The 25,331-nt window shown below is 67.2% G+C and carries 25 protein-coding genes and 1 pseudogene; 15 read left to right on the top strand and 11 right to left on the bottom strand.

Going from position 1 to position 25,331, the window contains the following annotated elements; all coding sequences use genetic code 11:
- From A5704_RS18175 to A5704_RS18160, 4 genes and pseudogenes are all read right to left on the bottom strand, one after another.
- The coding region (locus tag A5704_RS18175) for a carboxymuconolactone decarboxylase family protein (RefSeq protein ID WP_067778728.1) at positions 1 to 401 on the bottom strand (401 nt) is incomplete at its 3' end.
- Complete coding sequence (locus A5704_RS18170) at positions 398 to 790, bottom strand: hypothetical protein (protein WP_067747987.1); 393 nt, start codon at positions 788 to 790, stop codon at positions 398 to 400. The genes A5704_RS18170 and A5704_RS18175, both read right to left, overlap by 4 nt.
- A 62-nt stretch (positions 791 to 852) precedes the next feature.
- Positions 853 to 1,425, bottom strand: a pseudogene (locus A5704_RS18165) (PPE family protein); the annotation flags it as partial.
- 38 nt (positions 1,426 to 1,463) lie between these two features.
- Complete coding sequence (locus A5704_RS18160; RefSeq protein WP_067747983.1) at positions 1,464 to 3,206, bottom strand: amidohydrolase family protein; 1,743 nt, start codon at positions 3,204 to 3,206, stop codon at positions 1,464 to 1,466.
- A 54-nt stretch (positions 3,207 to 3,260) separates the two neighbouring features.
- Here A5704_RS18160 and A5704_RS18155 point away from each other — a divergent pair, with 54 nt between their 5' ends.
- Together A5704_RS18155 and A5704_RS18150 are read left to right on the top strand one after the other, a co-directional pair.
- Entirely contained in the window at positions 3,261 to 3,785 is a 525-nt protein-coding gene (locus tag A5704_RS18155; RefSeq protein ID WP_067747980.1) for a mycothiol transferase, read from the top strand.
- A gap of 21 nt (positions 3,786 to 3,806) precedes the next feature.
- Positions 3,807 to 4,667, top strand: a complete 861-nt coding sequence (locus A5704_RS18150; RefSeq protein WP_067785814.1) for a hypothetical protein — start codon at positions 3,807 to 3,809, stop codon at positions 4,665 to 4,667.
- Here A5704_RS18150 and A5704_RS18145 read toward each other — a convergent pair.
- Complete coding sequence (locus tag A5704_RS18145) at positions 4,664 to 6,394, bottom strand: cytochrome c biogenesis protein CcdA (RefSeq protein ID WP_067890286.1); 1,731 nt, start codon at positions 6,392 to 6,394, stop codon at positions 4,664 to 4,666. The genes A5704_RS18150 and A5704_RS18145 overlap by 4 nt on opposite strands.
- An 83-nt stretch (positions 6,395 to 6,477) precedes the next feature.
- Between A5704_RS18145 and A5704_RS18140 the strand changes: the two genes are divergently transcribed.
- From A5704_RS18140 to A5704_RS18130, 3 genes are read left to right on the top strand one after another with little or no spacing between them, the layout of a single operon-like run.
- On the top strand, positions 6,478 to 7,164 hold the full coding sequence (locus tag A5704_RS18140; RefSeq protein WP_156669875.1) for a TetR family transcriptional regulator: 687 nt from the start codon (positions 6,478 to 6,480) through the stop codon (positions 7,162 to 7,164).
- Between the two features lie 25 nt (positions 7,165 to 7,189).
- On the top strand, positions 7,190 to 7,738 hold the full coding sequence (locus A5704_RS18135; RefSeq protein WP_067747993.1) for an MmpS family transport accessory protein: 549 nt from the start codon (positions 7,190 to 7,192) through the stop codon (positions 7,736 to 7,738).
- Positions 7,735 to 10,674, top strand: a complete 2,940-nt coding sequence (locus A5704_RS18130) for an RND family transporter (protein ID WP_067890283.1) — start codon at positions 7,735 to 7,737, stop codon at positions 10,672 to 10,674. Before A5704_RS18135 ends, A5704_RS18130 begins: the two co-directional genes overlap by 4 nt.
- Before the next feature lie 63 nt (positions 10,675 to 10,737).
- On the opposite strand, the gene A5704_RS18125 is transcribed toward A5704_RS18130, so the two are convergent.
- Genes A5704_RS18125 through A5704_RS18110 form a run of 4 tightly spaced genes read right to left on the bottom strand, consistent with a single transcriptional unit; the run spans position 10,738 to position 14,541 of the window.
- Positions 10,738 to 11,184 carry a DUF5078 domain-containing protein gene (locus tag A5704_RS18125; protein WP_067311930.1) on the bottom strand — a complete coding sequence of 149 codons (447 nt, stop codon included), beginning with the start codon at positions 11,182 to 11,184 and terminating at the stop codon, positions 10,738 to 10,740.
- A 52-nt stretch (positions 11,185 to 11,236) separates the two neighbouring features.
- Positions 11,237 to 12,154, bottom strand: coding sequence for a crotonase/enoyl-CoA hydratase family protein (locus A5704_RS18120; protein WP_067890280.1), 918 nt, complete (start codon positions 12,152 to 12,154; stop codon positions 11,237 to 11,239).
- 7 nt (positions 12,155 to 12,161) lie between these two features.
- Positions 12,162 to 12,473 carry a hypothetical protein gene (locus tag A5704_RS18115; RefSeq protein ID WP_067755577.1) on the bottom strand — a complete coding sequence of 104 codons (312 nt, stop codon included), beginning with the start codon at positions 12,471 to 12,473 and terminating at the stop codon, positions 12,162 to 12,164.
- A gap of 10 nt (positions 12,474 to 12,483) precedes the next feature.
- A complete protein-coding gene (locus A5704_RS18110; protein ID WP_067890295.1) occupies positions 12,484 to 14,541 on the bottom strand; it encodes a prolyl oligopeptidase family protein in 2,058 nt (685 codons plus the stop codon).
- 66 nt (positions 14,542 to 14,607) lie between these two features.
- Between A5704_RS18110 and A5704_RS18105 the strand changes: the two genes are divergently transcribed.
- The 6 genes from A5704_RS18105 to A5704_RS18080 are packed head-to-tail and all read left to right on the top strand — an operon-like array spanning position 14,608 to position 19,167.
- Positions 14,608 to 16,131 (top strand): aldehyde dehydrogenase family protein, encoded by a 1,524-nt coding sequence (locus tag A5704_RS18105; protein WP_067890291.1) that lies wholly within the window; start codon positions 14,608 to 14,610, stop codon positions 16,129 to 16,131.
- Positions 16,131 to 16,598, top strand: a complete 468-nt coding sequence (locus tag A5704_RS18100; RefSeq protein WP_067890275.1) for a DUF779 domain-containing protein — start codon at positions 16,131 to 16,133, stop codon at positions 16,596 to 16,598. Before A5704_RS18105 ends, A5704_RS18100 begins: the two co-directional genes overlap by 1 nt.
- 19 nt (positions 16,599 to 16,617) lie before the next feature.
- On the top strand, positions 16,618 to 16,896 hold the full coding sequence (locus tag A5704_RS18095) for a putative holin (RefSeq protein ID WP_067755570.1): 279 nt from the start codon (positions 16,618 to 16,620) through the stop codon (positions 16,894 to 16,896).
- Positions 16,889 to 17,461 carry a hypothetical protein gene (locus tag A5704_RS18090; protein ID WP_067890272.1) on the top strand — a complete coding sequence of 191 codons (573 nt, stop codon included), beginning with the start codon at positions 16,889 to 16,891 and terminating at the stop codon, positions 17,459 to 17,461. The genes A5704_RS18095 and A5704_RS18090 overlap by 8 nt, the downstream gene beginning before the upstream one ends.
- A 33-nt stretch (positions 17,462 to 17,494) precedes the next feature.
- Positions 17,495 to 18,889, top strand: coding sequence for a dihydrolipoyl dehydrogenase (lpdA, locus tag A5704_RS18085; protein WP_067890268.1), 1,395 nt, complete (start codon positions 17,495 to 17,497; stop codon positions 18,887 to 18,889).
- A gap of 5 nt (positions 18,890 to 18,894) precedes the next feature.
- Positions 18,895 to 19,167 carry a hypothetical protein gene (locus tag A5704_RS18080; protein ID WP_067755559.1) on the top strand — a complete coding sequence of 91 codons (273 nt, stop codon included), beginning with the start codon at positions 18,895 to 18,897 and terminating at the stop codon, positions 19,165 to 19,167.
- Here A5704_RS18080 and A5704_RS18075 read toward each other — a convergent pair.
- Together A5704_RS18075 and ramB are read right to left on the bottom strand one after the other, a co-directional pair.
- Complete coding sequence (locus A5704_RS18075) at positions 19,158 to 19,739, bottom strand: carboxymuconolactone decarboxylase family protein (protein WP_067783246.1); 582 nt, start codon at positions 19,737 to 19,739, stop codon at positions 19,158 to 19,160. The two genes, A5704_RS18080 and A5704_RS18075, sit on opposite strands and share 10 nt — an antisense overlap.
- Positions 19,736 to 21,160, bottom strand: a complete 1,425-nt coding sequence (gene ramB / locus A5704_RS18070; RefSeq protein ID WP_067755553.1) for an acetate metabolism transcriptional regulator RamB — start codon at positions 21,158 to 21,160, stop codon at positions 19,736 to 19,738. The genes A5704_RS18075 and ramB overlap by 4 nt, the downstream gene beginning before the upstream one ends.
- A 160-nt stretch (positions 21,161 to 21,320) precedes the next feature.
- Here ramB and A5704_RS18065 point away from each other — a divergent pair, with 160 nt between their 5' ends.
- The 4 genes from A5704_RS18065 to A5704_RS18050 all read left to right on the top strand — a co-directional run.
- The gene (locus tag A5704_RS18065) at positions 21,321 to 22,115 is read left to right on the top strand and encodes an acyl-[acyl-carrier-protein] thioesterase (RefSeq protein ID WP_067890266.1); all 795 of its coding nucleotides are present in this window, start codon (positions 21,321 to 21,323) and stop codon (positions 22,113 to 22,115) included.
- A gap of 268 nt (positions 22,116 to 22,383) precedes the next feature.
- A complete protein-coding gene (aceA, locus tag A5704_RS18060; protein ID WP_067755546.1) occupies positions 22,384 to 23,670 on the top strand; it encodes an isocitrate lyase in 1,287 nt (428 codons plus the stop codon).
- Between the two features lie 220 nt (positions 23,671 to 23,890).
- Positions 23,891 to 24,754, top strand: coding sequence for a 3-hydroxybutyryl-CoA dehydrogenase (locus tag A5704_RS18055; protein WP_067890259.1), 864 nt, complete (start codon positions 23,891 to 23,893; stop codon positions 24,752 to 24,754).
- Between the two features lie 116 nt (positions 24,755 to 24,870).
- On the top strand, positions 24,871 to 25,331 hold a 461-nt coding region (locus A5704_RS18050; RefSeq protein WP_156737698.1), incomplete at its 3' end, for a class I SAM-dependent methyltransferase.

The raw sequence follows: 25,331 nt of genomic DNA, 5'->3' as shown, positions 1-25,331 counted from the left end.
CAGGAACCGGTGCGCTCCAGCTCGTCGACCGCCTCGATCAGGGTCCGCTCGTCGGGCGCCCACCGCGGGTCGTCGGGGCCGGCGGTCACCAGCGCGTCGCACTCGTCGTCGCTGACACCCGCGATCGGACCCCAGAACGCCGCCTGCCCGCCCCACTCGTATCGGCAACCGAGGAGCGCGCAGCTGCGCAGGATCGCGATCGTCCGCGTCCGGGCGGGCAAAAGCGCTGCGACATAGAGTGATTCGCCGAGCTTGCGCAGCCGGGTGGCCAGCGCCGGGTGGCGTTGCAGGCAGCGCACCAGCAGCAGCGGCTCATAGGTGCGGTCCGGGTGACCCCAGCTGTTGATCCCCGCCGCGTCCTCCTCGCTCCACGGCGGGGCCAGCGGGGCGACGCGGCTCACCGGGAGAACACCACGCAGTCGTGCAGGCAGCCCTTGGCCGCGCCCGGGGAGCCGGGGTCGGCCTCGCGGTGCAGAAGGGCGCGGCCGGGCACGACTTCCAGGCGAACGGCGTCGCCCGCGTCGCTGACCTCGGCCGTGCCATCGACGATCAGCGAATAGCCGCCGGGCTCGGTCGGGGGCCACAGCAGGGTGACGTCGCGGCGCTGCGCCAAATTCTGGCGGGTGCGGCCACCGATGAGGCCGACGTCCAGCGTCGCGTCGCGCATCCGCGGCTCGACCGTCACGGTGTGGACGCGGTAGTCGTCGTCGACGGTGACCAGGTAGGCGAACGGGTAGTCGGGAAGGGCGGCCGCCAGACGCTCGACGTCCACCTGCTTCTTGGTGCGCATGACCCTCAGGATAGGCGCGGGCCGGGCCGCTACAGCGTGCGCGGAACCCGCGCCGCCGGCAGGCCGAAGGTGAGCTGGCCGCTGCTGCTGAAGTGGAAGCCGAGGTTCTGCAACACCTGCTGCCAGGGCGCCAGTTTCTCCACGGCCGCCGACGCGTCGGCGTGATAGCCGTACATCGCCTCGACGTCGGACGCCCACATCTGGTCGTAGGCGGCCTCGATGTCGGCGATCGCGGGGGTGTTCTGGCCCAGCCAGTTGGTGGCCGACAACGCCTGCGCCAGCGCGCGATTGGCCGCGACCACCGCGGGCTGCACCGTGGCCGCCAACGCGCCCTCGAACGCCGCCGCCACCGCCGAGGCCTGGCTGGACACCGCCTGGGCCTGGGCCGCCGCCGCGCTCAGCCAGCTGACGTAGTGCGTGGCGAGAGCCATCATCGCCGCCGAGGACGGCCCCTGCCAGGAGCCGCTGGCGAGATTTGACGTAACCGAAGAAAACGACGATGCTGACGATGCCAAGTCCTCGGCCAGTCCGTCCCAGGCTTCCGCGGCAGCAAGCAGCGGCCCGGCTCCGGGACCCGAGAAGATTCGTGCCGAGTTGACTTCTGGCGGCAACCACGCAAAATGCGGGCTCGTCACCGGCTCAACTTACCCGGGATCTGGCTGTTTTGGTGGCGTTATTGCGCGGGTACCGGGCGCGGTTGCCGACCGCGGACCAACTTGCCTGGACGAGCGTCGGTGGGCACGCCGTTCTCCGCGATCACTTCGCCGGCCACGATCGTCGCGACGTAGCCGTCGGCGGTCTGGTCGAGGCGCCGGCCCCCGGCCGGCAGATCGTAGGTGATGACCGGCTTGTGCAGGCGCAACGCGGCGTGATCGATGACGTTGAGGTCGGCCTTGTAGCCGACGCCGATGCGCCCCCGGTCGCCCAGCCCGGCGATGCGCGCCGGCACCGACGTGAGCTCGCGGACGGCCTGGGGCACGGTGAACCGGCCCGACTCGCGGTCGCGCGCCCAATGCGTCAGGAAGTACGTCGAGTAGCTGGCGTCGCAGATCATCCCGTAGTGCGCGCCGCCGTCGCCGAGCCCGAGCACCACGTCGTCGCGGTGCAGCAGCTTGCCCACGGTGTCCAGCGAATTGCCCTGCAGGTTGCTGGTCGCCACCAGCAGCATGGCGCGGCCCTCGTCGTCGAGCAGCCGGTCGTAGGCCTCCTCCATCGGGTTCACGCCTCGTGCCCGCGCCCGGGCCCCGATGGAGGTCGACGGGTCCGGCTCGTAGTCGGGGGTGTCGCCCAGCGGGTAGATCCAGTCCCACATCTGGGCCACGTATAGGATCGGGTGGCCCTGGCCCGGCTTGTCGGCGAGGATGCGCGCGCGCACCTCCGGCTTGCGCATCTCGGCGACCCGCTCGGCCAGGGGCAGGTGCGCGATTTCGCGGTAGCTCGGGTAGAGCACGAACGGGTTGGCGGACAGCTGCAGCCCGATGATCAGCCCGATCGGGCGCGGCAGCAGCTGTGCGGTGATCCGGGGGTCACCGTCGCCGGCCCGGGAATTCGCCTTCTCGATCATCGTGATGGCGTCCTCCCACGTCGGGTCGCCGGAGTTGGCCACCACCAGCGTGAAGGTCAGCGGCAGGTCGACGTCCTCGGCCACGTCGAACACCGTCTGCAGTACGGGCTCGTAGCCGCCGGCCGGGATGTCCGGCACGAACTGAAGAAGGCCGCCGCCGCCGTCGACGACACCGCGGGCGATTTCCTCGATCTCCTCCCGCGCGGCGTCGTAGCTCGGGATGGGCGAACCGCTTTCGGTTTTGTGGATCGTCAGCCGCGACGACGCGAAGCCGAGCGCCCCGACCTCGACCGCCTCCTTGGCCAGCGCCCGCATCTGGGCGAGGTCCTCGGCGGTGGCCGGCTCGCGGTCGGCACCGCGCTGGCCCATCACGTAGACCCGCAGCGGCGAGTGCGGCAGGTACGCGGCGACGTCGATGTCCCGCTTGCCGGCGTCCAGCGCGTCCAGGTATTCGGGGAACGTCTCCCAGGTCCAGGGCAGGCCGTCGGTCATGACGACGCCGGGAATGTCCTCGACCCCGGCCATCACGTCGACCAGGACATCGTGGTCGGACTGGCGGCACGGCGCGAATCCGACGCCACAGTTGCCCATGACCACCGTGGTCACGCCGTGCGCCGACGACGGCGTCAGGCGTTCCGACCAGATGGACTGGCCGTCGTAGTGGGTGTGCAGGTCGACGAAGCCCGGGGTGACCAGCAGGCCGGTGGCGTCGATCTCCCGCTCGGCGCGCTCGCCGTTGACCCGACCGACGGCCGCGATCACCCCGTCGGTAACCGCGACGTCGCCGACGTACGGCTCACCACCCAGCCCGTCGACGATGGTGCCGTTGCGGATGATCAGGTCGTAAGTCATGCAAATAATCTACGACCGCGCCCGCCGGTCGTGCCAGGATCTAGTGTCGCTGGTATGGCCAACACCTCCAGCCCCGATGCCGCCGTCCAAGAACTGCTCCGCGACGCGTTCACCCGGTTGATCGAACACGTCGACGACGTCGCCGACGGCCTGACCGACGCGGTCGCCGACTACCGGGTGTCCCCGGGCGCCAACAGCATCGCCTGGCTGCTCTGGCACAGCGCGAGGGTGCAAGACATCCAGCTGGCCGACGTGGCCGGGGTCGAGCAGGTGTGGCTGCGCGACGGGTGGGTGGACCGGTTCGGGCTTGACCTGCCGCGCAACGACACCGGCTACGGGCACGGCCCCGAGCAGGTCGCCAAGGTCAAGGCGCCCGTGGATCTGCTGTCCGGCTACTACCACGCCGTGCACAAGCTCGCGCTCGAATACGTCGCCGGCGTGACCGCAGCCGAGCTGGAGCGGGTGGTCGACACCAACTGGGACCCGCCGGTGACGGCCAGCGCCCGGTTGGTGAGCATCATCGACGACTGCGCCCAACACCTCGGGCAGGCCGCCTACGTTCGCGGAATCGCGCCTTAAGGATCTCCCGGCGTGGGCATCGTGGCCGCCGTCTTCAGGGCGGTGCTGTGGCTGGCGACCACGGTCGCGCTGGCCGTGGCCGTTCCGGCGGTGTGGCTGCAGCTGAACGTGGTCAGCGAGGGCGGCTACGTCGCGCTGGCCCAGCGGGCCGCCGGCGACCCCGCGCTGCAGTCCGCCGCCGCGGACGAACTGGCCAACCGCGCGATGGCGCTCATCGCGGAGCACACCGGCGGACGCCAGCCGGTCGAGGGGGCGGAGGTGCACCTGGCCGCTGTCGCGTTCACGGCCGGGCCCGCCTTCCCGGCGTTGTTCGCCCAGGCGAACCGGGCGGCGCATCGCTGGTTGTTCACCGCCGACGGCGCAGGCGAGTCGTGGTCGATCGACGTGGCGCCGATGCTCAAGGACGCCGCGATGCAGCGGATACTGAGCCGCCACAACGTGAAAGTGCCCGCGACGCTGACGGTTCCGTTGACGGCATCGGCGCCCTCGGCCCACGGGTCGCTGCGGCCGGGGCGGTTGAGCCCGCTCGGCACGTGGGGTCCGTGGGTGAGCGTCGGCGCGGCCGCCCTCAGCGTCGTCTGCGCCGTGCTGCTGCTGGCCACCGCGCGACGCCGCGGTAAGGCACTCACCAGCCTCGGGGTCTCCGCGCTGCTGGTCGGCGCCGCCGGCTGGGCGGGCATCGAGATCGCGGCCCGCCACGTCGGCGACGCGCTCAACCGCACCACCGACGACATCCGGCGCATCGCCGAGGTGATGGTCTCCCACGCCGAGGCGGGCCTGCACCAATGGCTCAACCTCACGCTGCTCGTGGGCGTCGCGCTGGTGATCGGCGGTGTGGTCGTCGCGATGCTGGGCAGCCTGGCCAAGAAGCCGGCCGGCTAGCCGAAGGTGAACGAAAACACTTGCAGCCCAGGGCTGACCCGCATGTCGAGCTGGTCGCTGCGCGCGGCCTCGTCGGCCACGATCGGGTGCAGCGTGGGTGGGCCGCCGATCGCCGTCGTCGTCGTCTTGCCGTCCCGGGACACGGTCAGGGTGCCCGTGCCGCCGACGACGACGTAGACGTCCTTGGCGGTGTAGCTCAGCCGGATGCCGGTGTCATCGCTGTCGGCGGTGGCGCCCTGGTCGTCCAGCTTCCACCGGCCGCGCAGCGCGAACTTGTCGGCCGGCAGTGACGCCGGGTAGTCGAACGTCGCGGTGCCCGCCTTGTATTCGCCTGTGCCGCCGTAGCTTCGGGCTCGGTCGACCCCCAGATACGTCTCGGGCGTGAGCCGGGTCTGCGGCGTGGTGTCCGGCGAATGTGTCGGCCCGGGCAGCCGGGTGCCGGGATGCGCGCCGACGAGCAGCTCGCGGATCAGCTTCTCGGTGCCGTCGTAGTCGCCCTCGCCGAACTTCGTGTGTCGCACCTGGCCGGTCGCGTCGATCAGGTATTCCGCCGGCCAGTAGAGGTTCTGGTAGTTGTTCCAGGTGGTGTAGCCGTTGTCCAGCGCGACGGGGTAGGGGATGTGCAGCGCGGCGGCGCCGCTGGCCACGTTGGCGGGCACCCGTTCGAAGGCGTACTCGGGGGTGTGCACCCCGATGGCGACGAACCCGGCGTCGTGATACCGGTTGTACCAATCGATTACGTGCGGGATGGCGCGCTGGCAGTTGATGCACGAGTACGCCCAGAAGTCGATCAGCACCACCTTGCCGCGCACCGCCGCCGGGTCCAGCGGCTCGCCGTCCGGGGTGTTGAGCCACCCGGCGATGCCGGCGATGGCGGGTGCCGGGCCGCACTGCTGCAACTGCGTGGCGCCCTCCATGCAGTCGGTCAGCGCGCCGTTGATGCTGACCCCGCCCGGGCTGAGTTGCAGGCCGCTCGTCCCGGGCGGGGGTGTCGCCGGGCCTGCGTTGAGCGTGCGCTGGATGTCGTCGGCGCCGATCTTGTTCTGCATCGCCGTCGTGTAGTCGGGGATGGCGCGCTGCAGCATCGCCGGCAGGTTGAAGACCAGCGCGACGGCCAGCACGACCATCGTGATGCCGCCGGCGACTTGGATCACGCGCTGGTGGCGACGGAACGCGGCGACCCGTTCGGCGACGCGTCGCCCGGCCAGCGCGAACGCCAGCAGCGGCACCGCGTTGCCCAGGGCGAAGGTGCCGGTCAACAGCAAGACGCCGGCCCCGATGGACTGCGTGCCGCCGGCGACCACGATCGCGGCGAGCACCGGACCGGCGCAGGGCACATACAGCGCGCCCAGCGTCAGCCCTAGCCCGAAACCATCGGTGTTGGGCCCGATTTGACGCTGCGGCAGGTACGCGAACGGCCGCTCGATCAGGTGCTGTAGCGGCGGGAAGATCAGCCCCAGCCCGATCAGCACCAGCACCACGAGGGCTGCCCACCTGATGGCGTCCTGCGGCAGGTGCAGCGCGGTCAGCAGCGCCGAGCCGATCAGCGTGGCCAGCGAGAAGCTGCACACCAGGCCCGCGATCAGCAGGTAGGGCCGGGCGGCCGAACTGATGCCGCGTGAACCGCTCGCGCCGGACAACAGGATCACCGGGAGCACGGGCAGGATGCACGGCGAGATCGCGGTGATGAGTCCGCCGAGGAATCCGATGAGCGCGATGGTGTGCATAGCTAGTTACACCTTTACCTGCGAGAAATGGTTCACGTGGCCCGGAACAAGTCACGTCCCGTGCGTTATGCAAATCACACAATGTGCGTTACGCTCGGCCGGTGGCGCAGTTAACCTTCCAGCGCGCCCGCACCGAGGAGAAGAAGCGCCAACGTGCGGAGGCACTCGTGGAAGCCGCGCGTTCACTGGCGCTCGAGACCGGCGTCGCGTCGGTCACGTTGACCGCCGTCGCCAATCGGGCCGGCATTCACTACTCCGCCGTCCGTCGTTACTTCACCTCGCACAAGGAAGTGCTGCTGCACCTGTCCGCCGAAGGGTGGGTGCGCTGGTCGAACACGGTGTCCGAGAAGCTCGCCGCACCCGGCCGCAAGTCGCCGCCGCAAATCGCCGAGACACTGGCCGACGCCCTCGCCCAGGACCCGCTGTTCTGCGACCTGCTGGCCAACCTGCACCTCCACCTCGAGCACGAGGTGGACGTCGAGCGGGTCGTGGAGGTCAAGCGCATCAGCACCGCCGCCACGCTCTCGCTCGCCGATTCCATCGAGAGCGCGCTGCCCGAACTCGGCCGCTCGGGGTCGCTCGACATTCTGCTCGCCGCGTACTCGCTGGCGGCCACGCTGTGGCAGGTCGCCAACCCGCCGGAGCGCCTCAACGATGCCTATGCCGAGGAGCCGGAAGTGATTCCGCCCGAATGGAATCTGGACTTCGCCTCGGCCCTCACCCGCTTGCTGACGGCGACGTGCGTCGGCCTCATCGCGGAGAAGCCATGATCAGGGGGAAGGACTTGGGGTGCCCATGACGACGACTGAGCCAAGAACCGAGCCGCTCGAGAGACAAGGCTCTGCCGGCGGGAAGGGAAACGATGCCGCTCCGCGGCGCGCCGGGAAGAGGGGGCTGTTGGGGCGGTCCTGGTTGGTGCTCACGATCGCGGCTGTCGTCGCGCTGTCCGGATTCGTCGTCTACCGATTGCACGGCGTCTTCGGTGTTCACAAGGGTTCGTTCGGTGGCGGCACGTCGGGCGAGGTGCTCGATGAGTTCAACGCCAAGACGATCACGCTCCAGGTCTGGGGCTCACCGGGCAGCACCGCAACCATCAACTACCTCGACGAGAACTCCCATCCGCAACAGGCCCTCAACGTGCCCCTGCCGTGGAGCATCGTGCTGAGTTCCACGAAGCCCGGCATCCCGGCAAACCTGATCGCGCAGGGAGACGGCAGCTGGATCGCCTGCCAATTCGTCGTGAACAACCACGACGGGCACGGTGACGTCATCAAGGCCCCGAATCGCTCAGATTCCAACGAAAACGTGAACCCCTTCGTCTACTGCCTGGACAAGTCCGCATGAGCGAGCCAAGTGAGGCTGAATCTGCCGCGCCGCCAATCTCGCAGCCGCTGATCCCGCCGTTCCTGCCGCGGATGATCCACCGGCTCGCCCTGCCGATCGTCCTGATCTGGTTGGCCATCGTGTTCGTCACGAACACCGCGGCCCCGCAGCTGGAGGCGGTCGCCAAAAACCACTCGGTGTCGATGAGTCCGACTGACGCGGCTTCCTTTCAGTCGATGATGAAGGTCGGATCGACGTTCAAAGAATTCAACTCCGACAACTCGGCCATGATCTTGCTGGAGGGCGACAAGCCCCTCGGGGCAGAAGCGCACCGCTATTACGACGAGATCGTCAGGCGCGTCGAGCAAGACAAGAAGCACGTTCAGCACGTGCAGGATTTCTGGAGTGATCCGCTGACGGCGGCGGGTTCCCAGAGCCACGACCAGAAGGCCGCGTACGTCCAGGTTTACCTCTCCGGCAACATGGGCAGCGGGCAGGCCAGCGAGTCTGCCCTGGCCCTGCGCAAGATCGTGGACTCGGTGCCCGCGCCGCCGGGAATCAAGGCATACGTCACCGGCGCGGGTCCGCTGTTCGCCGACCAGTCTCACGCGGGCGAGAAGGGCGTCGCGCTCGTCACCCTTGTCACTTTTTTGGTGATCGTGGTGATGCTGCTGTTCGTCTACCGCTCGGTGGCCACCATGCTGATCATGCTGGCGATGGTGTTCATCGAGTTGGCCGCGGCTCGCGGCGTCGTTGCCTTGCTGGCCAACTACGAAATCATCGGACTCTCCACGTTCGCCAACAACTTGTTGGTGTTGATGGCGATCGCCGCCGGAACGGACTACGCGATTTTCGTGGTCGGCCGCTACCACGAGGCCCGCGGTCTGGGCGAGACCCGCGAACAAGCCTTCTACACCATGTTCCATAGCACCGCGCATGTCGTGCTCGGGTCGGGCCTGACCATCGCCGGCGCGATGTACTGCTTGAGCTTCTGCCGATTGCCGTATTTCCAGTCATTGGGCGCACCGTGCGCCATCGGCATGTTGGTAGCGGTGCTCGCGGCGTTGACCCTGGGCCCCGCAGTGCTGACCGTCGCGTCGTTCTTCAAGCTCATGGATCCGAAGCGCAAGCTGGCGACTCAGGGCTGGCGTCGCATCGGCACCGCGGTCGTCCGCTGGCCCGCCCCGGTTCTCGCGGTGACCATCGGGATCGCATTGGTTGGCCTGCTCGCCCTGCCCGGCTACAAGACGGACTACGACAACCGCCACTTCCTGCCGGCGGACACCCCGGCCAATGTCGGCTATGCCGCCGCGGACCGGCACTTCGACCAGGCTCGGCTCAATCCCGAGTTGTTGATGATCGAAACCGATCACGACTTGCGCAACCCGGCCGACTTCCTAGTCCTGGACAAGGTTGCCAAGGCGGTCTTCCACATCCCCGGCATCGGCCGGGTGCAGACCATCACCCGGCCGTTGGGCACGCCACTCGACCACAGCACCCTCGGTTTTCAGATGAGCGCACAAGCCGCGGGGCGGATCCAGACCCAGCACTATCAGGACGAGCAGGCGGCGAACCTGCTCAAGCAGGCCGACGAGCTGAAGAAGACCATGGCCACCCTGCATGAACAGATGCGGGTGACCCAAGACCTCAGCAACACGACCCACGAAACCACCAGGCTCACCAAAGAAACCGTGAAGATCACCGAGGCGTTGCGCGACGACATCGCCAACTTCGACGACTTCTTGCGGCCGATCCGCAGCTTTTTCTACTGGGAGCGGCACTGCTACGACATCCCGGTCTGCTGGGCGCTACGGTCGGTCTTCAACGCGCTCGACGGCATCGACCAGGTGGCCCAGAACATCGTGGAGCTCAGCGCGAATCTGGACAAGCTGGACCGGATTCAGCCGGAGTTGGTGGCGCTCATCCCGCCGCAGATCGAGAGTCAGCAGCGCAACCTCGACACCATCATGTCGAACTACGCGACCACGATGGGGCTCAACGAACAGGCGAAAGCGCAGGCGGACAACGCCACCGCGCAAGGTGACGCCTTCGACAAAGCGAAGAATGACGACACGTTCTACCTCCCGCCGGAAGCGTTCAAGAGCCCGGATTTCGCGCGGGGTTTGAAGAACTTCATTTCACCGGACGGGCACGCGGTCCGGTTGATCATCTCCCATGAAGGCGACCCGGCGAGTCCAGAAGGTATCAGCCACATCGAGCCGATCAAACAGGCCGTGCACGAGGCCATCAAGGGCACGCCCTGGGAGGGCTCCAAGGTCTACCTCGGCGGTACCGCCGCGACGTACAAGGACATGCACGACGGCTCCGACATCGACCTGCTGATCGCCGGAATTGCCGCAGCCACACTGATTTTCATCATCATGCTGGTGATCACCCGAAGCGTCGTGGCGGCCTTCGTGATCGTCGGCACGGTGTTGCTGTCACTGGGCGCCTCATTCGGACTCTCCGTGCTGCTCTGGCAGTACATCCTGGGCATGAAGTTGCACTGGATGGTGCTGGCGATGGCGATCATCCTGCTGCTGGCGGTCGGTTCGGACTACAACCTGTTGCTGATATCTCGGTTCAAGGAGGAAATCCACGCCGGGCTCAGAACGGGGACGATCCGCGCGATGGCCGGTTCGGGCTCGGTGGTGACCTCCGCCGGTCTGGTCTTCGCCGCCACCATGGCCACGTTCATGTTCAGCCCGTTGCTGGTGATGGCCCAGGTGGGCACGACGATCGCGCTGGGTCTGCTATTCGACACCTTGATCGTGCGGTCGTTCATGACGCCGTCGCTGGCCACCTTGCTCGGGCGCTGGTTCTGGTGGCCGCAGCACGTGCGGCCACGCCCGGCCAGCACCATGCTGCGACCGTACGGACCGCGTCCCGCCGTGCGCGAATTCCTTCTCAAGAACGTCGAGGAGCGTCCGGCGGGCGGAGTGGTACAGCCGCGCTGACCCTGCGGGACAAAAAAATCCGCGCGTCCCCTTCCTCTCAGGGACGCGCGGATTCTTGAGGCGTTAGGCCCAGTTCCACACCGACATGTCGCCGGGCGGGTATTGGGCGCACACGTCGGTGGCCTTCGCGACGACGCCCTTGTTGTTGAAGAAGAGCTTCATGTGGTTGGGCCACGCGTACCACAGCGGGTCGTTGTTGTAGAAGTTCTCGGAGTAGGTGCGGCGGTCCTCCGGCGACAGTGAGTAGAACCAGTGCACCTTGTCGATCGTCGCCTGCTGGACGTTCGGGTGGTTGTTGAAGTCGATCATGTAGCGCTGGTAGTACACCGGGCTGGTATCGCGGGTTGCCGCCATGATCTGCTCGGCGTCGCACGTGGTGTTGATCATCCTGCGCGGAATCGGGAAGTCCTCCGTCGAATCGGCGACGGCGGTCTTCGGGAAGACCGCCGCGGCGATGCCGAGGGCGAGGAAGGCGGCGCCTGCGCGCAAGCCGGTGTTCAGCCGAGACATAGCTGTAACGGTAACACTTTTTGACCGGCGGCCGCCAGGTTCCTAGTTTGTCTCAGCATTGGTCCCGATCAGGCACGATGACGTGTGAGGGGTCGGGCCGCAGCTCCGGCGGGGCCTGGCTGTAGTCGCCGAACGGGCCGTCGCGGCGCTCGACGGCCGCCCGCACGCCCTGGGTTTCGGCCGTGTTGATGAAATCGAGCGCGTCGGGAGTGTTGCGCATCAGGCCGTCGAGGATGCCGCCCAGCGTCTGGGTGGACGCCAACCCCATGTTCTCGTAGGCCTGGTTGACGATCAGCTTCTGCGCCCGCAGCTGCGACAGCGGGATGCGCGCGAGCTCGGCGGCGATCTCGGCGACCCGGGCCTCCAGGCGTTCGAACGGCACCGCCTCGTTGATCAGCTCGATCTCGGCCGCCTGGACGCCGGTCAGCGGCCGGCCCGTCAGCGAATGCCACTTGACCTTGGCGAAACTGAGCCGGTAGAGCCACATCCCGCTCAGGTATGCGCCCCACATCCGGCTGTACGGTGTGCCGATCACCGCGTCCTCGCTGGCGATGACCAGGTCCGCGCACAACGCGTAGTCGCTGGCCCCGCCGACGCACCAGCCATGCACCTGGGCGATCACCGGCTTGGACGCCCGCCAGATCGCCATGAACTTCTGCGTCGGCGCCGTCTCACGGGCGGTGACCATCGCGAAGTCCTTGCCGGGGTCCCAGCGGCCGTCGGTCATCATGGCCTCGCCCCACTGCTGAAAGCCGCCGCCGAAGTCGAAGCCACCCGAGAAGGCGCGGCCGGCGCCGCGCAGCACGATGACCTTGATCTGCGGGTCGCGCTCCGCCAGCCCGACGGCCGCCTCGATCTCGTCGGGCATGGGCGGCACGATGGTGTTGAGCTGCTCCGGACGGTTCAGCGTGATGGTGGCCACCGGGCCGGCCGTGGTGTACAGCAGCGTCTGGAAGTCGCTCCCTGGCATGGCTTCCTTAGGGGTCGGGCTGTCGGTTTTCCGGCGACGACGCGTAGATGCGGTCACCGATCTTGAGATAGGGCGTCGTCAGGTAGGCCGACATGACGACCAGGCCGGTGAAGATCACCGCCACGCAGACGGCGTTGGGCCAGAGCTTGCCCGTGCCGATCGCGAAACACACGGTGCCGATCGCCGCGGTCGCCCAGTAGAACCGCCGGCCGGCCCGGCGGTCACCGATGAACCGGTAGCGCGCCTGCGCCGCCGAAACCAGCACGAAGATCAATCCGGTCGCCAGCAGGGTGAGTTCGATGCGTTGGGTCGCGGACACGTCGACGATCTTATGACCCGGTCAATGGGCCGGCCAGCATCCGCCACAGGAACGAATAGGTGAGCGCCGACTTGAACGCCACCTGCTGGTTGTCGGCCGCGCCGGCGTGCCCGCCCTCGATGTTCTCGTAGTAGAAGACGGGGTGCCCGGCCGCCTCTAGGGCGGCCGTCATCTTGCGCGCATGGCCCGGATGCACGCGATCGTCGCGGGTCGAGGTGGTCATCAGCACCGGCGGGTAGTGGCGCGTCGCCGAAATGTTCTGATAGGGCGAATATTCGGAGATGAACGCCCAGTCACCCGGGTCGTCGGGGTCGCCGTATTCGGCCATCCACGACGCGCCGGCCAGCAGCAGGTGGTAGCGCTTCATGTCCAGCAGCGGGACGCTGCACACCAGCGCACCGAATCTGTCGGGGTACCGGGTCAGCATGATGCCCATGAGCAGGCCGCCGTTGCTGCCGCCCTGCGCGCCGAGCTGATCCACGGTCGTGATGCCGCGGTTCACCAAATCCGTTGCCACCGCGGCGAAGTCCTCGGCCACCTTGTGCCGGTTCTCGCGCATGGCCTGGGTGTGCCAGCGGGGGCCGTACTCGCCGCCGCCACGGATGTTGGCGAGCACGTAGGTGCCGCCACGGGCCAGCCAGAGCCGGCCGAGCACGCCGCTGTAGGCGGGGGTGTTCGCGGATTCGAAGCCGCCGTAGCCGTACAGCATGGTCGGGCCCGGGCCCGCCGCGTCGGCCGGCCGCACCACGAAGTACGGGATCGAGGTGCCGTCGTCCGATTCCACGAAATGCTGTGCCACGGAGAGGTTTTCGGCGTCGAAGAAGGCGGGCGCCGACTTGACCTGCTCGAGTGGGCCGGCGCCGGTGCCGCGCATGAGCCGGGAGGGTGTGACGAATCCGCTCGAGTCGAGGAAGAACTCGTCGCCTTTGTCGTCGGCGGCGACGACGACGGTGTTGGTCGCCTCCGGAATGCCGGCGACCGGCTCACGGCGCCAGTCGCCGCGTGATGAGGGCGGCGTGACGATTTCCACGCGGCTTGCCACGTCGGCGAGGCTGACCATCAACAACCGGTCCCGCGTCCATGCGTAGTGATTCAGGGCGGTGTGCTCGTCGGGCGAGAACACCACACTCAATTCGGCCGTGCCCGCGAGGAATTCGTCGCAACGGGCCGCCAGCAGAGAACCGGCGGGGTAGCTCTGGGCGCCGTAGAACCAGTCGGTGCGCAGCTCGATCAACAGCCATTCGCGGTGTATCGACAAGCTCGCGTCGGTGGGCGCGTCGATCCGGATCAGCTCCGGGCCCCGCAGTTCATAGACCTCTTCGTTCCAGAAGTCCAGGGCCCGCCCCAACACCGTGCGCTCGAAGCCTTCGGTTCGGTCCACCGTCGCGGACACGCTGACGTCGGTGGGGGCGCCCTCGAACACGGTTTCCGCATCGGTCAGCGCGGTGCCGCGGCGCCACCGCTTGATCACGCGGGGGTAGCCCGAATCGGTGAGCGAGCCGTCGCCGAAATCCGTGCCGACCAGCACGGTGTCGGGGTCCACCCAGGCGACGTGGGACTTGGCCTCCGGCAGCGCGAAACCATCGGCGACGAATTGGCGTGTCGCCATGTCGAATTCGCGGACGATGGAGGCGTCCGAGCCGCCCCTGGACAGCGAGACCAGCGCGCGCGTGTACTCCGGTTCGATGACACGGGCGCCTGCCCACACCCACTTCTCGTTGTCAGCTCGCCCCAGTTCGTCTACGTCGATCAGCACGTCCCACTCGGGGGCGTCGGTGCGATAGCTGTCCAATGTGGTGCGCCGCCACAGCCCGCGCGGGTTGGCGGCGTCGCGCCAGAAGTTGTACAGGTACTCGCCGCGGCGGACCACGTACGGGATGCGGGCATCGGTGTCGAGCACCTCGAGCGCCTCGACGCGCATCCGCTCGAATTCCGCGTCGCGGAACGCCGCCAGCGTCGGTTCGTTGCGCGCCCGCACCCAATCCAGCGCCTCGTCGCCGGTGACATCCTCGAGCCACAGGTAGGGGTCTTGGGCATCTTCGCGGTCGGCGGCGGCGTGTGAGGTCATGGACGCCATTGTGGCCTCCGGCGGTAGTGTGAGGTGTATTACACCGACGAGCGAAGGGCCGAGCAGATGACTGTTTTCGCACGTCCAGGTTCCGCTGGGGCCTTGATGTCGTACGAATCCCGCTACGACAACTTCATCGGGGGGCAGTGGGTGCCGCCGGCGCAGGGCCGCTACTTCGAGAACCCGACACCGGTGACCGGCGAGCCGTTCTGCGAGGTGGCCCGGTCCGACGAGGCCGACATCGAAAAGGCGCTCGACGCCGCGCACGGGGCGGCGAAGGCATGGGGCAAGACCGCCCCCGCGGAACGGGCGCTGATCCTGAACAAGATCGCCGACCGCATCGAGGAGAACAAGGCCGCGCTGGCGGTCGCCGAAGTCTGGGACAACGGCAAACCGATCCGCGAGGCGCTCGGCGCCGACATCACCCTGGCGGTCGACCATTTCCGATACTTCGCCGGGGCGATCCGGGCGCAGGAGGGTTCGCTGTCGCAGATCGACGAGAACACCGTCGCGTACCACTTCCACGAGCCGCTCGGGGTGGTCGGGCAGATCATCCCGTGGAACTTCCCGATCCTGATGGCCACCTGGAAGCTGGCGCCTGCGCTGGCGGCCGGCAACGCCGTCGTGCTCAAACCCGCCGAACAGACGCCGGTCTCGGTGCTCTACCTGATGTCGCTCATCGGCGACCTGTTGCCGGCCGGCGTGGTCAACGTCGTCAACGGATTCGGCGCCGAGGCCGGCAAGCCGCTGGCGTCGAGCAACCGCATCGCCAAGGTGGCGTTCACCGGTGAAACCACCACCGGCCGGCTGATCATGCAGTACGCCTCGCAGAACCTGATCCCGGTCACGCTGGAACTCGGCGGCAAGAGCCCGAACATCTTCTTCTCCGACGTGATGGCCAAGGGCGACGACTTCCAGGACAAGGCCCTCGAGGGCTTCACCATGTTCGCCCTGAACCAGGGCGAGGTGTGCACCTGCCCGTCGCGCAGCCTGATCCAGTCCGACATCTACGACGAGTTCCTCGAGTTGGCGGCCATCCGGACCAAGGCGGTGCGGCAGGGCGACCCGCTGGACTCCGAGACCATGTTGGGCTCGCAGGCCTCCAACGATCAGCTGGAAAAGGTGTTGTCCTACATCGAGATTGGCAAGGACGAGGGCGCCAAGATCATCACCGGGGGCGAGCGGGCCGAGCTGGGCGGCGACCTGTCGGGCGGCTACTACATGCAGCCCACCATCTTCGCCGGCAACAATAAGATGCGGATCTTCCAGGAGGAGATCTTCGGTCCCGTCGTCACGGTGACGTCGTTCTCCGACTACGACGACGCGATCTCGATCGCCAACGACACCCTCTACGGCCTGGGCGCCGGGGTGTGGAGCCGCGACGGCAACACCGCCTATCGGGCCGGACGCGACATCCAGGCCGGCCGGGTGTGGGTCAACTGCTACCACGCCTATCCCGCGCACGCCGCGTTCGGCGGCTACAAGCAGTCCGGCATCGGCCGGGAGAACCACAAGATGATGCTCGACCATTACCAGCAGACCAAGAACCTGATGGTGTCCTACTCGGACAAGGCGCAGGGATTCTTCTGATGGTCCCCGGCGTCGTGGTCACCGCCGGCGCCGCCGAACTGCTGGCGCGTCTGCAGGAGAAACACGGCCCGCTGATGTTTCACCAGTCCGGCGGGTGCTGCGACGGGTCGTCGCCGATGTGCTACCCGCGGGATGACTTCCTGGTCGGCGACCGCGACGTGTTGCTCGGCGTGCTCGACGTCGGGGACGGGGTGCCGGTGTGGATCTCGGGCCCGCAGTACGAGGCATGGAAGCACACCCAGCTGGTCATCGACGTGGTTCCCGGCCGTGGCGGCGGGTTCAGCGTGGAAGCCCCCGAAGGGCTGCGTTTCTTGTCCCGCGGCCGCGTCTTCACCGAGGACGAACAGGGCGAGCTGCGGGCCACGCCGGTCATCACCGGCGCCGATTACGAACGCGGCGAGCGCCCTTCGGCGCGCGGTCAGGTGGTGACTGACACGGCGGCGCGAACGTTCCCTCCGGGTCGGTGACGGCAGTAACCTCGAAGGCGTGATCCCCCTCCCGCGCCCGCGGTTGTTGGCCGGCGCCATGCTGGTCGGCGCCGCGGTCGGGCTGTTGGCGGGGGTGGGATTCGCCGGGACGGTCCACGGGAGCATCCGCCCGGCCTTCGCCCTCGCGCTGGTCGTCGGGATTCCGAGCGTCGCCGGGCTGGTGACGATCCTTTTCTCCGGACGCCGGTGGGTGACGATGCTCGGCGCGTTCGCCTTGGCGGTGGCCCCGGGCTGGTTCGGCGTCCTGGTCGCCCTCCAGGTGACATCACGTGGCTGACGACGACACCCCGTCGAGCCCGGGCACCCAGTCGTGGAAGCCCGACTTCTCCGACGACGACGACGAAGGCCCTGGCACTCAGTCGTGGCAGCCGGATTTCTCGGATTCCGACGAGGACACCGGCGAGCGCCCGGCGGCGGCGCCGGACGAGCCCCCGACGTCCGAGCCCCCCGCCGACGATGCCGATGCGGCCACCGAATCCGCCGCCACGCCGGTGCAACCGGTCACCGTCCCCGGCCGCTACCTCTACCTGAAGTGGTGGAAGCTGCTGCTGGTCGCGCTCGGCGTGTGGTGCTTGGCCGCGGTCCTCGGCCTCGGCCTGTTCTATTGGTGGTACCACTCGGCGGACGCGACCCCGGCGCTGTTCGTGGTGCTGGTCTATGTGGTGGCGTGCGCCGTCGCCGGCGTGCTGCTCGCGATGGTCGAGGGCAGGCCGCTGGTCTCGGCGCTCGCGCTGGCGGTGATGTCCGGACCCTTCGCCTCCCTGGCCGCCGCGGCGCCCCTGCTCGGCTATTACCACTGCGCGCGGGTGGGCCACTGCCTCGTCGGCCTCATTCCGTATTAACGCCCCGGCCGGGCGGCCATTAGGGTAGGGGCCGTGACCCATTTTGACGTCGTCGTCCTCGGGGCCGGTCCCGGCGGATATGTCGCAGCCATCCGCGCCGCGCAGCTTGGCCTCAACACCGCAGTCGTCGAGCCGAAGTACTGGGGCGGAGTCTGCCTCAACGTCGGCTGCATCCCGTCCAAGGCGTTGCTGCGCAACGCCGAGCTGGTGCACATCTTCACCAAGGAGGCCGCGACGTTCGGGATGAACGGCGACGCGACCTTCGACTACGGCGTCGCCTTCGACCGCAGCCGCAAGGTGGCCGAGGGCCGGGTCGCGGGCGTGCACTTCCTGATGAAGAAGAACAAGATCACCGAGATCCACGGGTACGGCCGGTTCACCGACGCCAACACGTTGTCCGTTGAGCTCAACGACGGCGGCACCGACACCGTGACGTTCGACAACGCGATCATCGCCACCGGCAGCAGCACCCGGCTGGTGCCCGGGACGTCGCTGTCGGAGAACGTGGTGACCTACGAGGAACTGATTCTGTCCCGGGACCTGCCGGAGTCGATCATCATCGCCGGTTGCGGTGCGATCGGCATGGAGTTCGGCTACGTGATGAAGAACTACGGCGTCGACGTGACCATCGTGGAGTTCCTGCCGCGCGCGCTGCCCAACGAGGACGCCGACGTGTCCAAGGAGCTGGAGAAGCAGTTCAAGAAGCTGGGCGTCAAGATCCTCACCGGCACCAAGGTCGAGTCGATCTCCGACAACGGCTCCGAGGTCACCGTCGCCGTCAGCAAGGACGGCAACACGCAGGAACTCAAGGCCGCGAAAGTGTTGCAGGCCATCGGGTTTGCCCCCAACGTCGAGGGCTTTGGCTTGGAGAACACCGGCGTCGCGCTGACCGACCGCAAGGCGATCGGGATCAACGACTACATGGTCACGAGCGTGCCGCACATCTACGCGATCGGGGACGTGACCGGCAAGCTGATGCTCGCTCACGTCGCCGAGGCCATGGGCGTGGTGGCGGCCGAAACAATCGCCGGCGCAGAGACCTTGACGCTTGGCGATTACCGGATGCTGCCGCGGGCGACGTTCTGCCAGCCCCAGGTGGCCAGCTTCGGGCTGACCGAGCAGCAGGCCCGCGACGAGGGCTACGACGTGGTGGTGGCCAAATTCCCGTTCACCGCCAACGGCAAGGCGCACGGCCTGGGCGACCCCACCGGCTTCGCCAAGCTGATCGCCGACGCGAAACACCTTGAGCTGCTGGGCGGGCACCTGATCGGCCACGACGTGTCCGAGCTGCTGCCCGAGCTGACCCTGGCGCAGAAGTGGGACCTGACCGCCACCGAGCTGGCCCGCAACGTCCACACCCATCCGACCTTGTCCGAGGCGCTGCAGGAGTGTTTCCACGGCCTGACCGGCCACATGATCAACTTCTAGGGCCCATGCGCAGCGACATCGTTCTGGGGGCCATCGGCGGCCTCGCCGCAGGTTATGTCCTGTGGTTGGTGGCATTTTCGATCGCCGACGACAACGCGGCGGTGGGCCAGTGGGCCCCGACGGTGTTGCTGCTGTCGCTCGCGCTGGCGGTCTGCGCCACGATGTGGGCGTCGTTCTTGCGGCGGCGGCGTAAATACGCGTGGTCGGGATTCGGGTTCGGGTTGCCCGTGCCGCCGCTGCTGCTGACGCTGGCCGTCCTGGCCAACGTCTACCTCTGAGCGGGGCCGGTCTGGCGCGGGTTGTCCAGCGGGATGGCCAGGGCCGACATGGTCGCGGCCAGGCCGTCGTATTGGCTTGCCAGCAAGCAGAATTCGATGAGCTGACGCCGGTCCAGGTGCTGGGCGAGCTGCTGCCAGGTGGCGTCGGTGATGGTGCGGTCCTTGACGAACTCGTCGGTGGCGTTCAGCAGCGCCTGCTGGCGCACGGTCAGGCGCGCCTCCACGCGGTCCAGGCGCTCGGGCCACGCGAAGATGGCGTCCTGCAGGTCCGCGTCGAGGCCCTGATTGGCGGCCATCCGGCGATGGTGCTGCAGCTCGTACTCGCAGGCGCGCAGATGCGCGACGCGCAGGATCACGAGCTCGGTGTCGATCGCCGGCAGGCGGCCGCGCAGCACGCGGCCGCTGTAGATGCTCCACACCAGGAACAGGAATTTGTTCTGGCCCAGCGTGGTGAACAGGTGCATCTCGGGCGCGCGGACCTTGCGGGCGGCCGATTTCGCGAGAATCCAGTTGATCAGCCCGAGTTCGCGGAACCGCCCCGAGGGGATGCGGCCGCCTTGAGGCGCGGTCACGGTTGCTTCACCAGATACGGGGAGACCGTGCTGCGGTGCTCGTCCAGATCCAGGGCGCGGCCCAGGGCCGGGAACGCCCGCTGCGGGCAGTTGTCGCGTTCGCAGACACGGCAACCCGCACCGATCGGTGTGGCCACTGTTCCTGGTCCTCCCGAGACGTCGAGTCCTTCCGAGTAGACGAGCCGGTGCGCGTGGCGCAACTCGCAACCCAGGCCGATCGCGAAGGTTTTACCCGGCTGACCATACCGGGCGGCGCGGCGCTCCACGGTGCGGGCCACCCACATGTAGTTGCGTCCGTCGGGCATCTGGGCGATCTGCACCAGGATCTTGCCCGGGTTGGCGAACGTTTCGTAGACGTTCCACAGCGGGCAGGTGCCGCCGCTGGAGGAGAAGTGAAAGCCGGTGGCGGACTGCCGTTTTGACATGTTGCCGGCCCGGTCCACCCGGACGAAGGAGAACGGCACGCCCCGCATCGACGGTCGCTGCAGGGTCGAGAGGCGGTGCGCGATGGTCTCGTAGCTCACCGAGTAGAAGGACGACAACCGTTCGACGTCGTAGCGGAAATTCTCTGCGACGTCGTGGAATTGGCGATAGGGCAGCACCGCCGCCGCGGCGAAGTAATTGGCCAGCCCCAGCCGGGCGAGCGTGTGCGACTCGTCGCTGGTGAACTTGCCCTCCTCCACCAGGGTGTCGATCAGATCGCCGTACTCGAGGTAGGCCAGTTCGGCCGCCATCTTGAACACCTGTTGGCCGAGCGAGAGGTGGTTGCTGATCTCCAGCGTCTTGGTGCCGGGGTCATACCGGTGCAGCACGGTGTCGCCGAGATCGATCCGCCTGTTGATGTGCACGCCGTGCACCTCGGTCAGCCGGCGATTCAGTTCGCGGGCCAGATCACCGTGGTGCAGTCGCATCTGGATCGTCAAGTCCTCGGCGGCGGTGTCCAGCTCGTGCAGGTAGTTCTGCCGCTGGTAGAAGTAGTCGCGCACCTCCTCGTGCGGCATGGTGATCGATCCGGTGCCGCTGCCATCGGAGTACCGCTCCTCGGTGGCCGCGGCCAGCTGCGCCGTGGTGATCCGGTAGCGCCGGTGCAGGTTGACGACCGCGCGGGCCAGCGCGGGATGTGAGCCGACCATCTCGGCCACCTCGGCCGGGTCGACGTCGATGTCCAGGTCGCGGTCCATGGTGACCTCGCGCAGCTCGGCGACCAGCCGGGTGTCGTCCTGGGAGGCGAAGAACGTCGCGTCCACGCCGAACACCTCGGTGATCCGCAGCAGCACGGCCACGGTCAGGGGCCGGACGTCGTGCTCGATCTGGTTGAGGTAGCTCGGCGAGATTTCCAGCATCTGGGCCAGAGCGGCCTGGGAGAACCCGCGCTCGTTGCGGAGCTGGCGGACGCGGGAGCCGACGAACGTCTTGGACACTTTGCCCAGGATAGCGGGTTGCTAAGCGGATGTTGGCAGGGTTCGCACGGGGCCGCGGACGCGTCGCGATTGGTTTTTGGCACAGGTCGTTGGCATGATTCGCAACGAGACCGCAGGGCTAGCCTGAGGCGCCCACGAGGAGGAAACGGGGAGTTAAGCCGTGAGCCTGGACAAAGAACTGATGCCGGTTCCCGACGGACACCCCGATGTCTTCGACCGCGAGTGGCCGCTGCGGGTGGCCGACATCGACCGCACCGGCCGGTTGCGGCTGGACGCCGCGTGCCGGCACATCCAGGACATCGGACAGGATCAGCTGCGCGAGATGGGCTTCGAGGAAACCCATCCGCTGTGGATCGTGCGCCGCACGATGCTGGACCTGATCCGGCCGATCGAGTTTCAGGACATGCTGCGGTGCCGCCGGTGGTGTTCGGGCACGTCGAACCGGTGGTGTGAGATGCGGGTTCGCGTCGACGGACGCAAGGGCGGGCTGATCGAATCCGAGGCCTTCTGGATCAACATCAACCGGGAGACCCAGATGCCGTCGCGCATCTCCGACGACTTCCTGGCCGGCCTGCACAAGACGACCTCGATCGACCGGCTGCGCTGGAAGGGCTATCTGAAGCCGGGCGGTCGCGACGACGCCGCGGAGATCCACGAGTTCCCCGTCCGGGTCACCGACATCGACTTGTTCGACCACATGAACAACTCGGTCTATTGGAGCGTGATCGAGGACTACCTGGCTTCACACCTGGAGCTGATGCGACTCCCGCTGCGCATCACGATCGAGCACGAGGCGCCGGTGGCGCTGGGCGACAAGCTGGAGATCATCTCGCACGTCCATCCGCCCGGTTCGACCGATCAGTTCGGCCCCAACCTCACCGATCGCACTGTTACAACGCTCACATATGCGGTCGGCGACGAGACGAAAGCGGTCGCCGCGATCTTCTCCCGCTAACCGGACAAGTGTCCCGTTAATTTCCCGGCTGACCTGGGGATTCCGGTTACCAGCGGGTAGCTTCTGAAACGGTTCAGTTTCCGTTCATCTTCGCAACATTCGCTAAATCCCCCCGAGTCGTTGCCGAAATTGGCAAATGAAATGGGTGGAAATGCGTGGTCAGGCTGTGTCATCTTCGAATTAGCACACCAGCGAAGTTGAGCCTCTAGCTACCGCCGGTGCAGCGTTCACCAACTCAGTAGTGAAGATTCGTTAAGGAGCATGCCCAATGTCTGCCGTTGGCACCCCCAAGAGCGCCGAACAGATCAAGAAGGACTGGGACACCAACCCCCGTTGGAAGGGTGTCACCCGCACCTACAGCGCCGAGGACGTCGTCGCCCTGCAGGGCACCGTGGTCGAGGAGAACACCCTGGCCCGCCGCGGCGCCGAGGTGCTGTGGAGCCAGCTGCACGACCTCGAGTTCGTCAACGCGCTCGGCGCGCTGACCGGCAACATGGCCGTCCAGCAGGTCCGCGCCGGCCTCAAGGCCATTTACCTGTCGGGTTGGCAGGTCGCCGGTGACGCCAACCTCTCCGGCCACACCTACCCGGACCAGAGCCTGTACCCGGCCAACTCGGTGCCGCAGGTCGTGCGCCGGATCAACAACGCGCTGCTGCGCGCGGACCAGATCGCCAAGGTCGAGGGCGACACCTCGGTGGAGAACTGGCTGGCGCCGATCGTCGCCGACGGCGAGGCGGGCTTCGGTGGCGCGCTCAACGTCTACGAGCTGCAGAAGGCCATGATCGCCGCGGGCGTCGCGGGCTCGCACTGGGAGGACCAGCTGGCCTCGGAGAAGAAGTGCGGCCACCTCGGCGGCAAGGTGCTCATCCCGACCCAGCAGCACATCCGCACGCTGACCTCGGCCCGCCTGGCGGCCGACGTCGCCGACGTGCCGACCGTCGTGATCGCCCGCACCGACGCCGAGGCGGCCACCCTGATCACCTCGGACGTCGACGAGCGCGACCAGCCGTTCATCACCGGCGAGCGGACCAAGGAGGGCTTCTACCGGGTGCGCAACGGCCTCGAGCCCTGCATCGCCCGGGCCAAGGCCTACGCGCCGTACTCCGACCTGATCTGGATGGAGACCGGCACCCCGGACCTCGAGCTGGCCGCCAAGTTCGCCGAGGGCGTCAAGGCCGAGTTCCCCGACCAGTTGCTGGCCTACAACTGCTCGCCGTCGTTCAACTGGAAGAAGCACCTCGACGACGCGACTATCGCCAAGTTCCAAAAGGAGCTGGGCGCAATGGGATTCAAGTTCCAGTTCATCACGCTGGCCGGCTTCCACGCGCTGAACTACTCGATGTTCGATCTGGCCTACGGCTACGCCCGCAACCAGATGACGGCTTACGTCGAGCTGCAGGAGCGCGAGTTCGACGCCGAGGAGCGCGGTTACACCGCGACCAAGCACCAGCGCGAGGTCGGTGCGGGTTACTTCGACCGCATCGCCACCACGGTCGACCCCACTTCGTCGACCACCGCGCTGACCGGCTCCACCGAAGAGGGTCAGTTTCACTGAGGACGAGCGGGCTTAGGCCCGCGAGGACGAAGTGAAACGGATGGCTTGAGTCACTGAGTCCCTGATTCCTTCCGGAGCCGAGCAGGCGCGAACTCGCACCGCTGCGATCCAGATCGTGCGAGTTTGCGGCTGCTCACCGTGAAGTAGCATTGGCCCCGCCCAGCGAACCTGGGCGGGGCCTATTGCGGTGCAAGACGATACGACACCGAAAGAGAACACAGTGAGCGACGCAGCGATTCAGCGGGTAGGGGTGGTCGGGGCCGGCCAGATGGGATCCGGCATCGCCGAAGTCGCGGTCAGAGCCGGCGTCGACGTGACGGTGTTCGAGACCACCGAGGCGCTGATCACGGCTGGGCGCAACCGCATCGTGAAGTCCCTGGAGCGCGGCGTCAGCGCGGGCAAGGTGACCGAGCGGGAACGCGACCGGGCGCTGAGCCAGCTCACCTTCACCACCGATCTGAAGGACCTCGCCGACCGCCAGCTCGTCATCGAGGCGATCATCGAGGACGATGCCATCAAGGCCAAGGTGTTCGCCGAACTCGACGCCGTCGTCACCGATCCCGATGCGGTGCTGGCGTCCAACACGTCCAGCATTCCGATCATGAAGATCGCAGCGGCCACCAAGAATCCGCAGCGGGTGCTGGGTCTGCACTTCTTCAACCCGGTCCCGGTGCTCCCGCTGGTCGAGTTGGTCAGCACCCTGGTCACCGACGAAGCCGCCGCCACGCGAACCGAGGAATTCGCGAGCGCCGTCCTGGGCAAGCAGGTGGTGCGCTGCTCGGACCGGTCGGGCTTCGTCGTCAACGCCCTGCTGGTGCCCTACCTCTTGTCCGCAATTCGCATGGTGGAGGCGGGTTTTGCCACCGTCGAAGACGTCGACAAGGCGGTTGTCGCCGGGCTGTCACACCCGATGGGCCCGCTGCGGCTGTCCGATCTGGTGGGCCTGGACACCCTGAAGCTGATCGCGGACAAGATGTTCGAGGAGTTCAAGGAACCGCATTACGGTCCGCCGCCGCTGTTGCTGCGCATGGTCGAGGCGGGCCGGCTGGGCAAGAAAACCGGCCAGGGCTTCTACACCTACTGACGGCGCAGCTGCCCGGCGTCGTGGCGCCGATATTCCAGCGCGCGAAGTCAAGACAATGTTGGTTTTTCCGGTTATTATGCTCGCGTTAAATACGCGAAAGGGTAATCGGGAACCCCATGACCACATTGACTCCGTTCTATGAAGAATCGCAATCCATCTACGACGTTTCGGACGAGTTTTTTGCCCTGTTCCTAGATCCGACAATGGGCTATACGTGCGCTTATTTCGAACGCGAGGGCATGACGCTCGAAGAGGCGCAGAATGCGAAGTTCGATCTGGCGCTGGGCAAATTGAATCTCGAGCCGGGGATGACGCTGCTGGACATCGGCTGCGGCTGGGGCGCGACCATGCGCCGGGCCATCGAGAAGTACGACGTCAACGTCGTGGGCCTGACGTTGTCGGAGAACCAGGCCGAGCACGTCCAGAGAACGTTCGACGAGATGGACACCCCCCGCACCCGGCGGGTGCTGCTGGAGGGCTGGGAGAAGTTTCACGAACCCGTCGACCGCATCGTTTCGATCGGCGCCTTCGAGCACTTCGGCCGCCAGCGCTACGGCCGCTTCTTCAAGATGGCCTA

This window comes from Mycobacterium sp. E735 (genome assembly GCF_001666955.1).
GTDB lineage: Bacteria > Actinomycetota > Actinomycetes > Mycobacteriales > Mycobacteriaceae > Mycobacterium.
The sequence above is the reverse complement of the archived record's forward strand: the minus strand, read 5'-3'. Positions and strand labels throughout refer to the sequence as shown.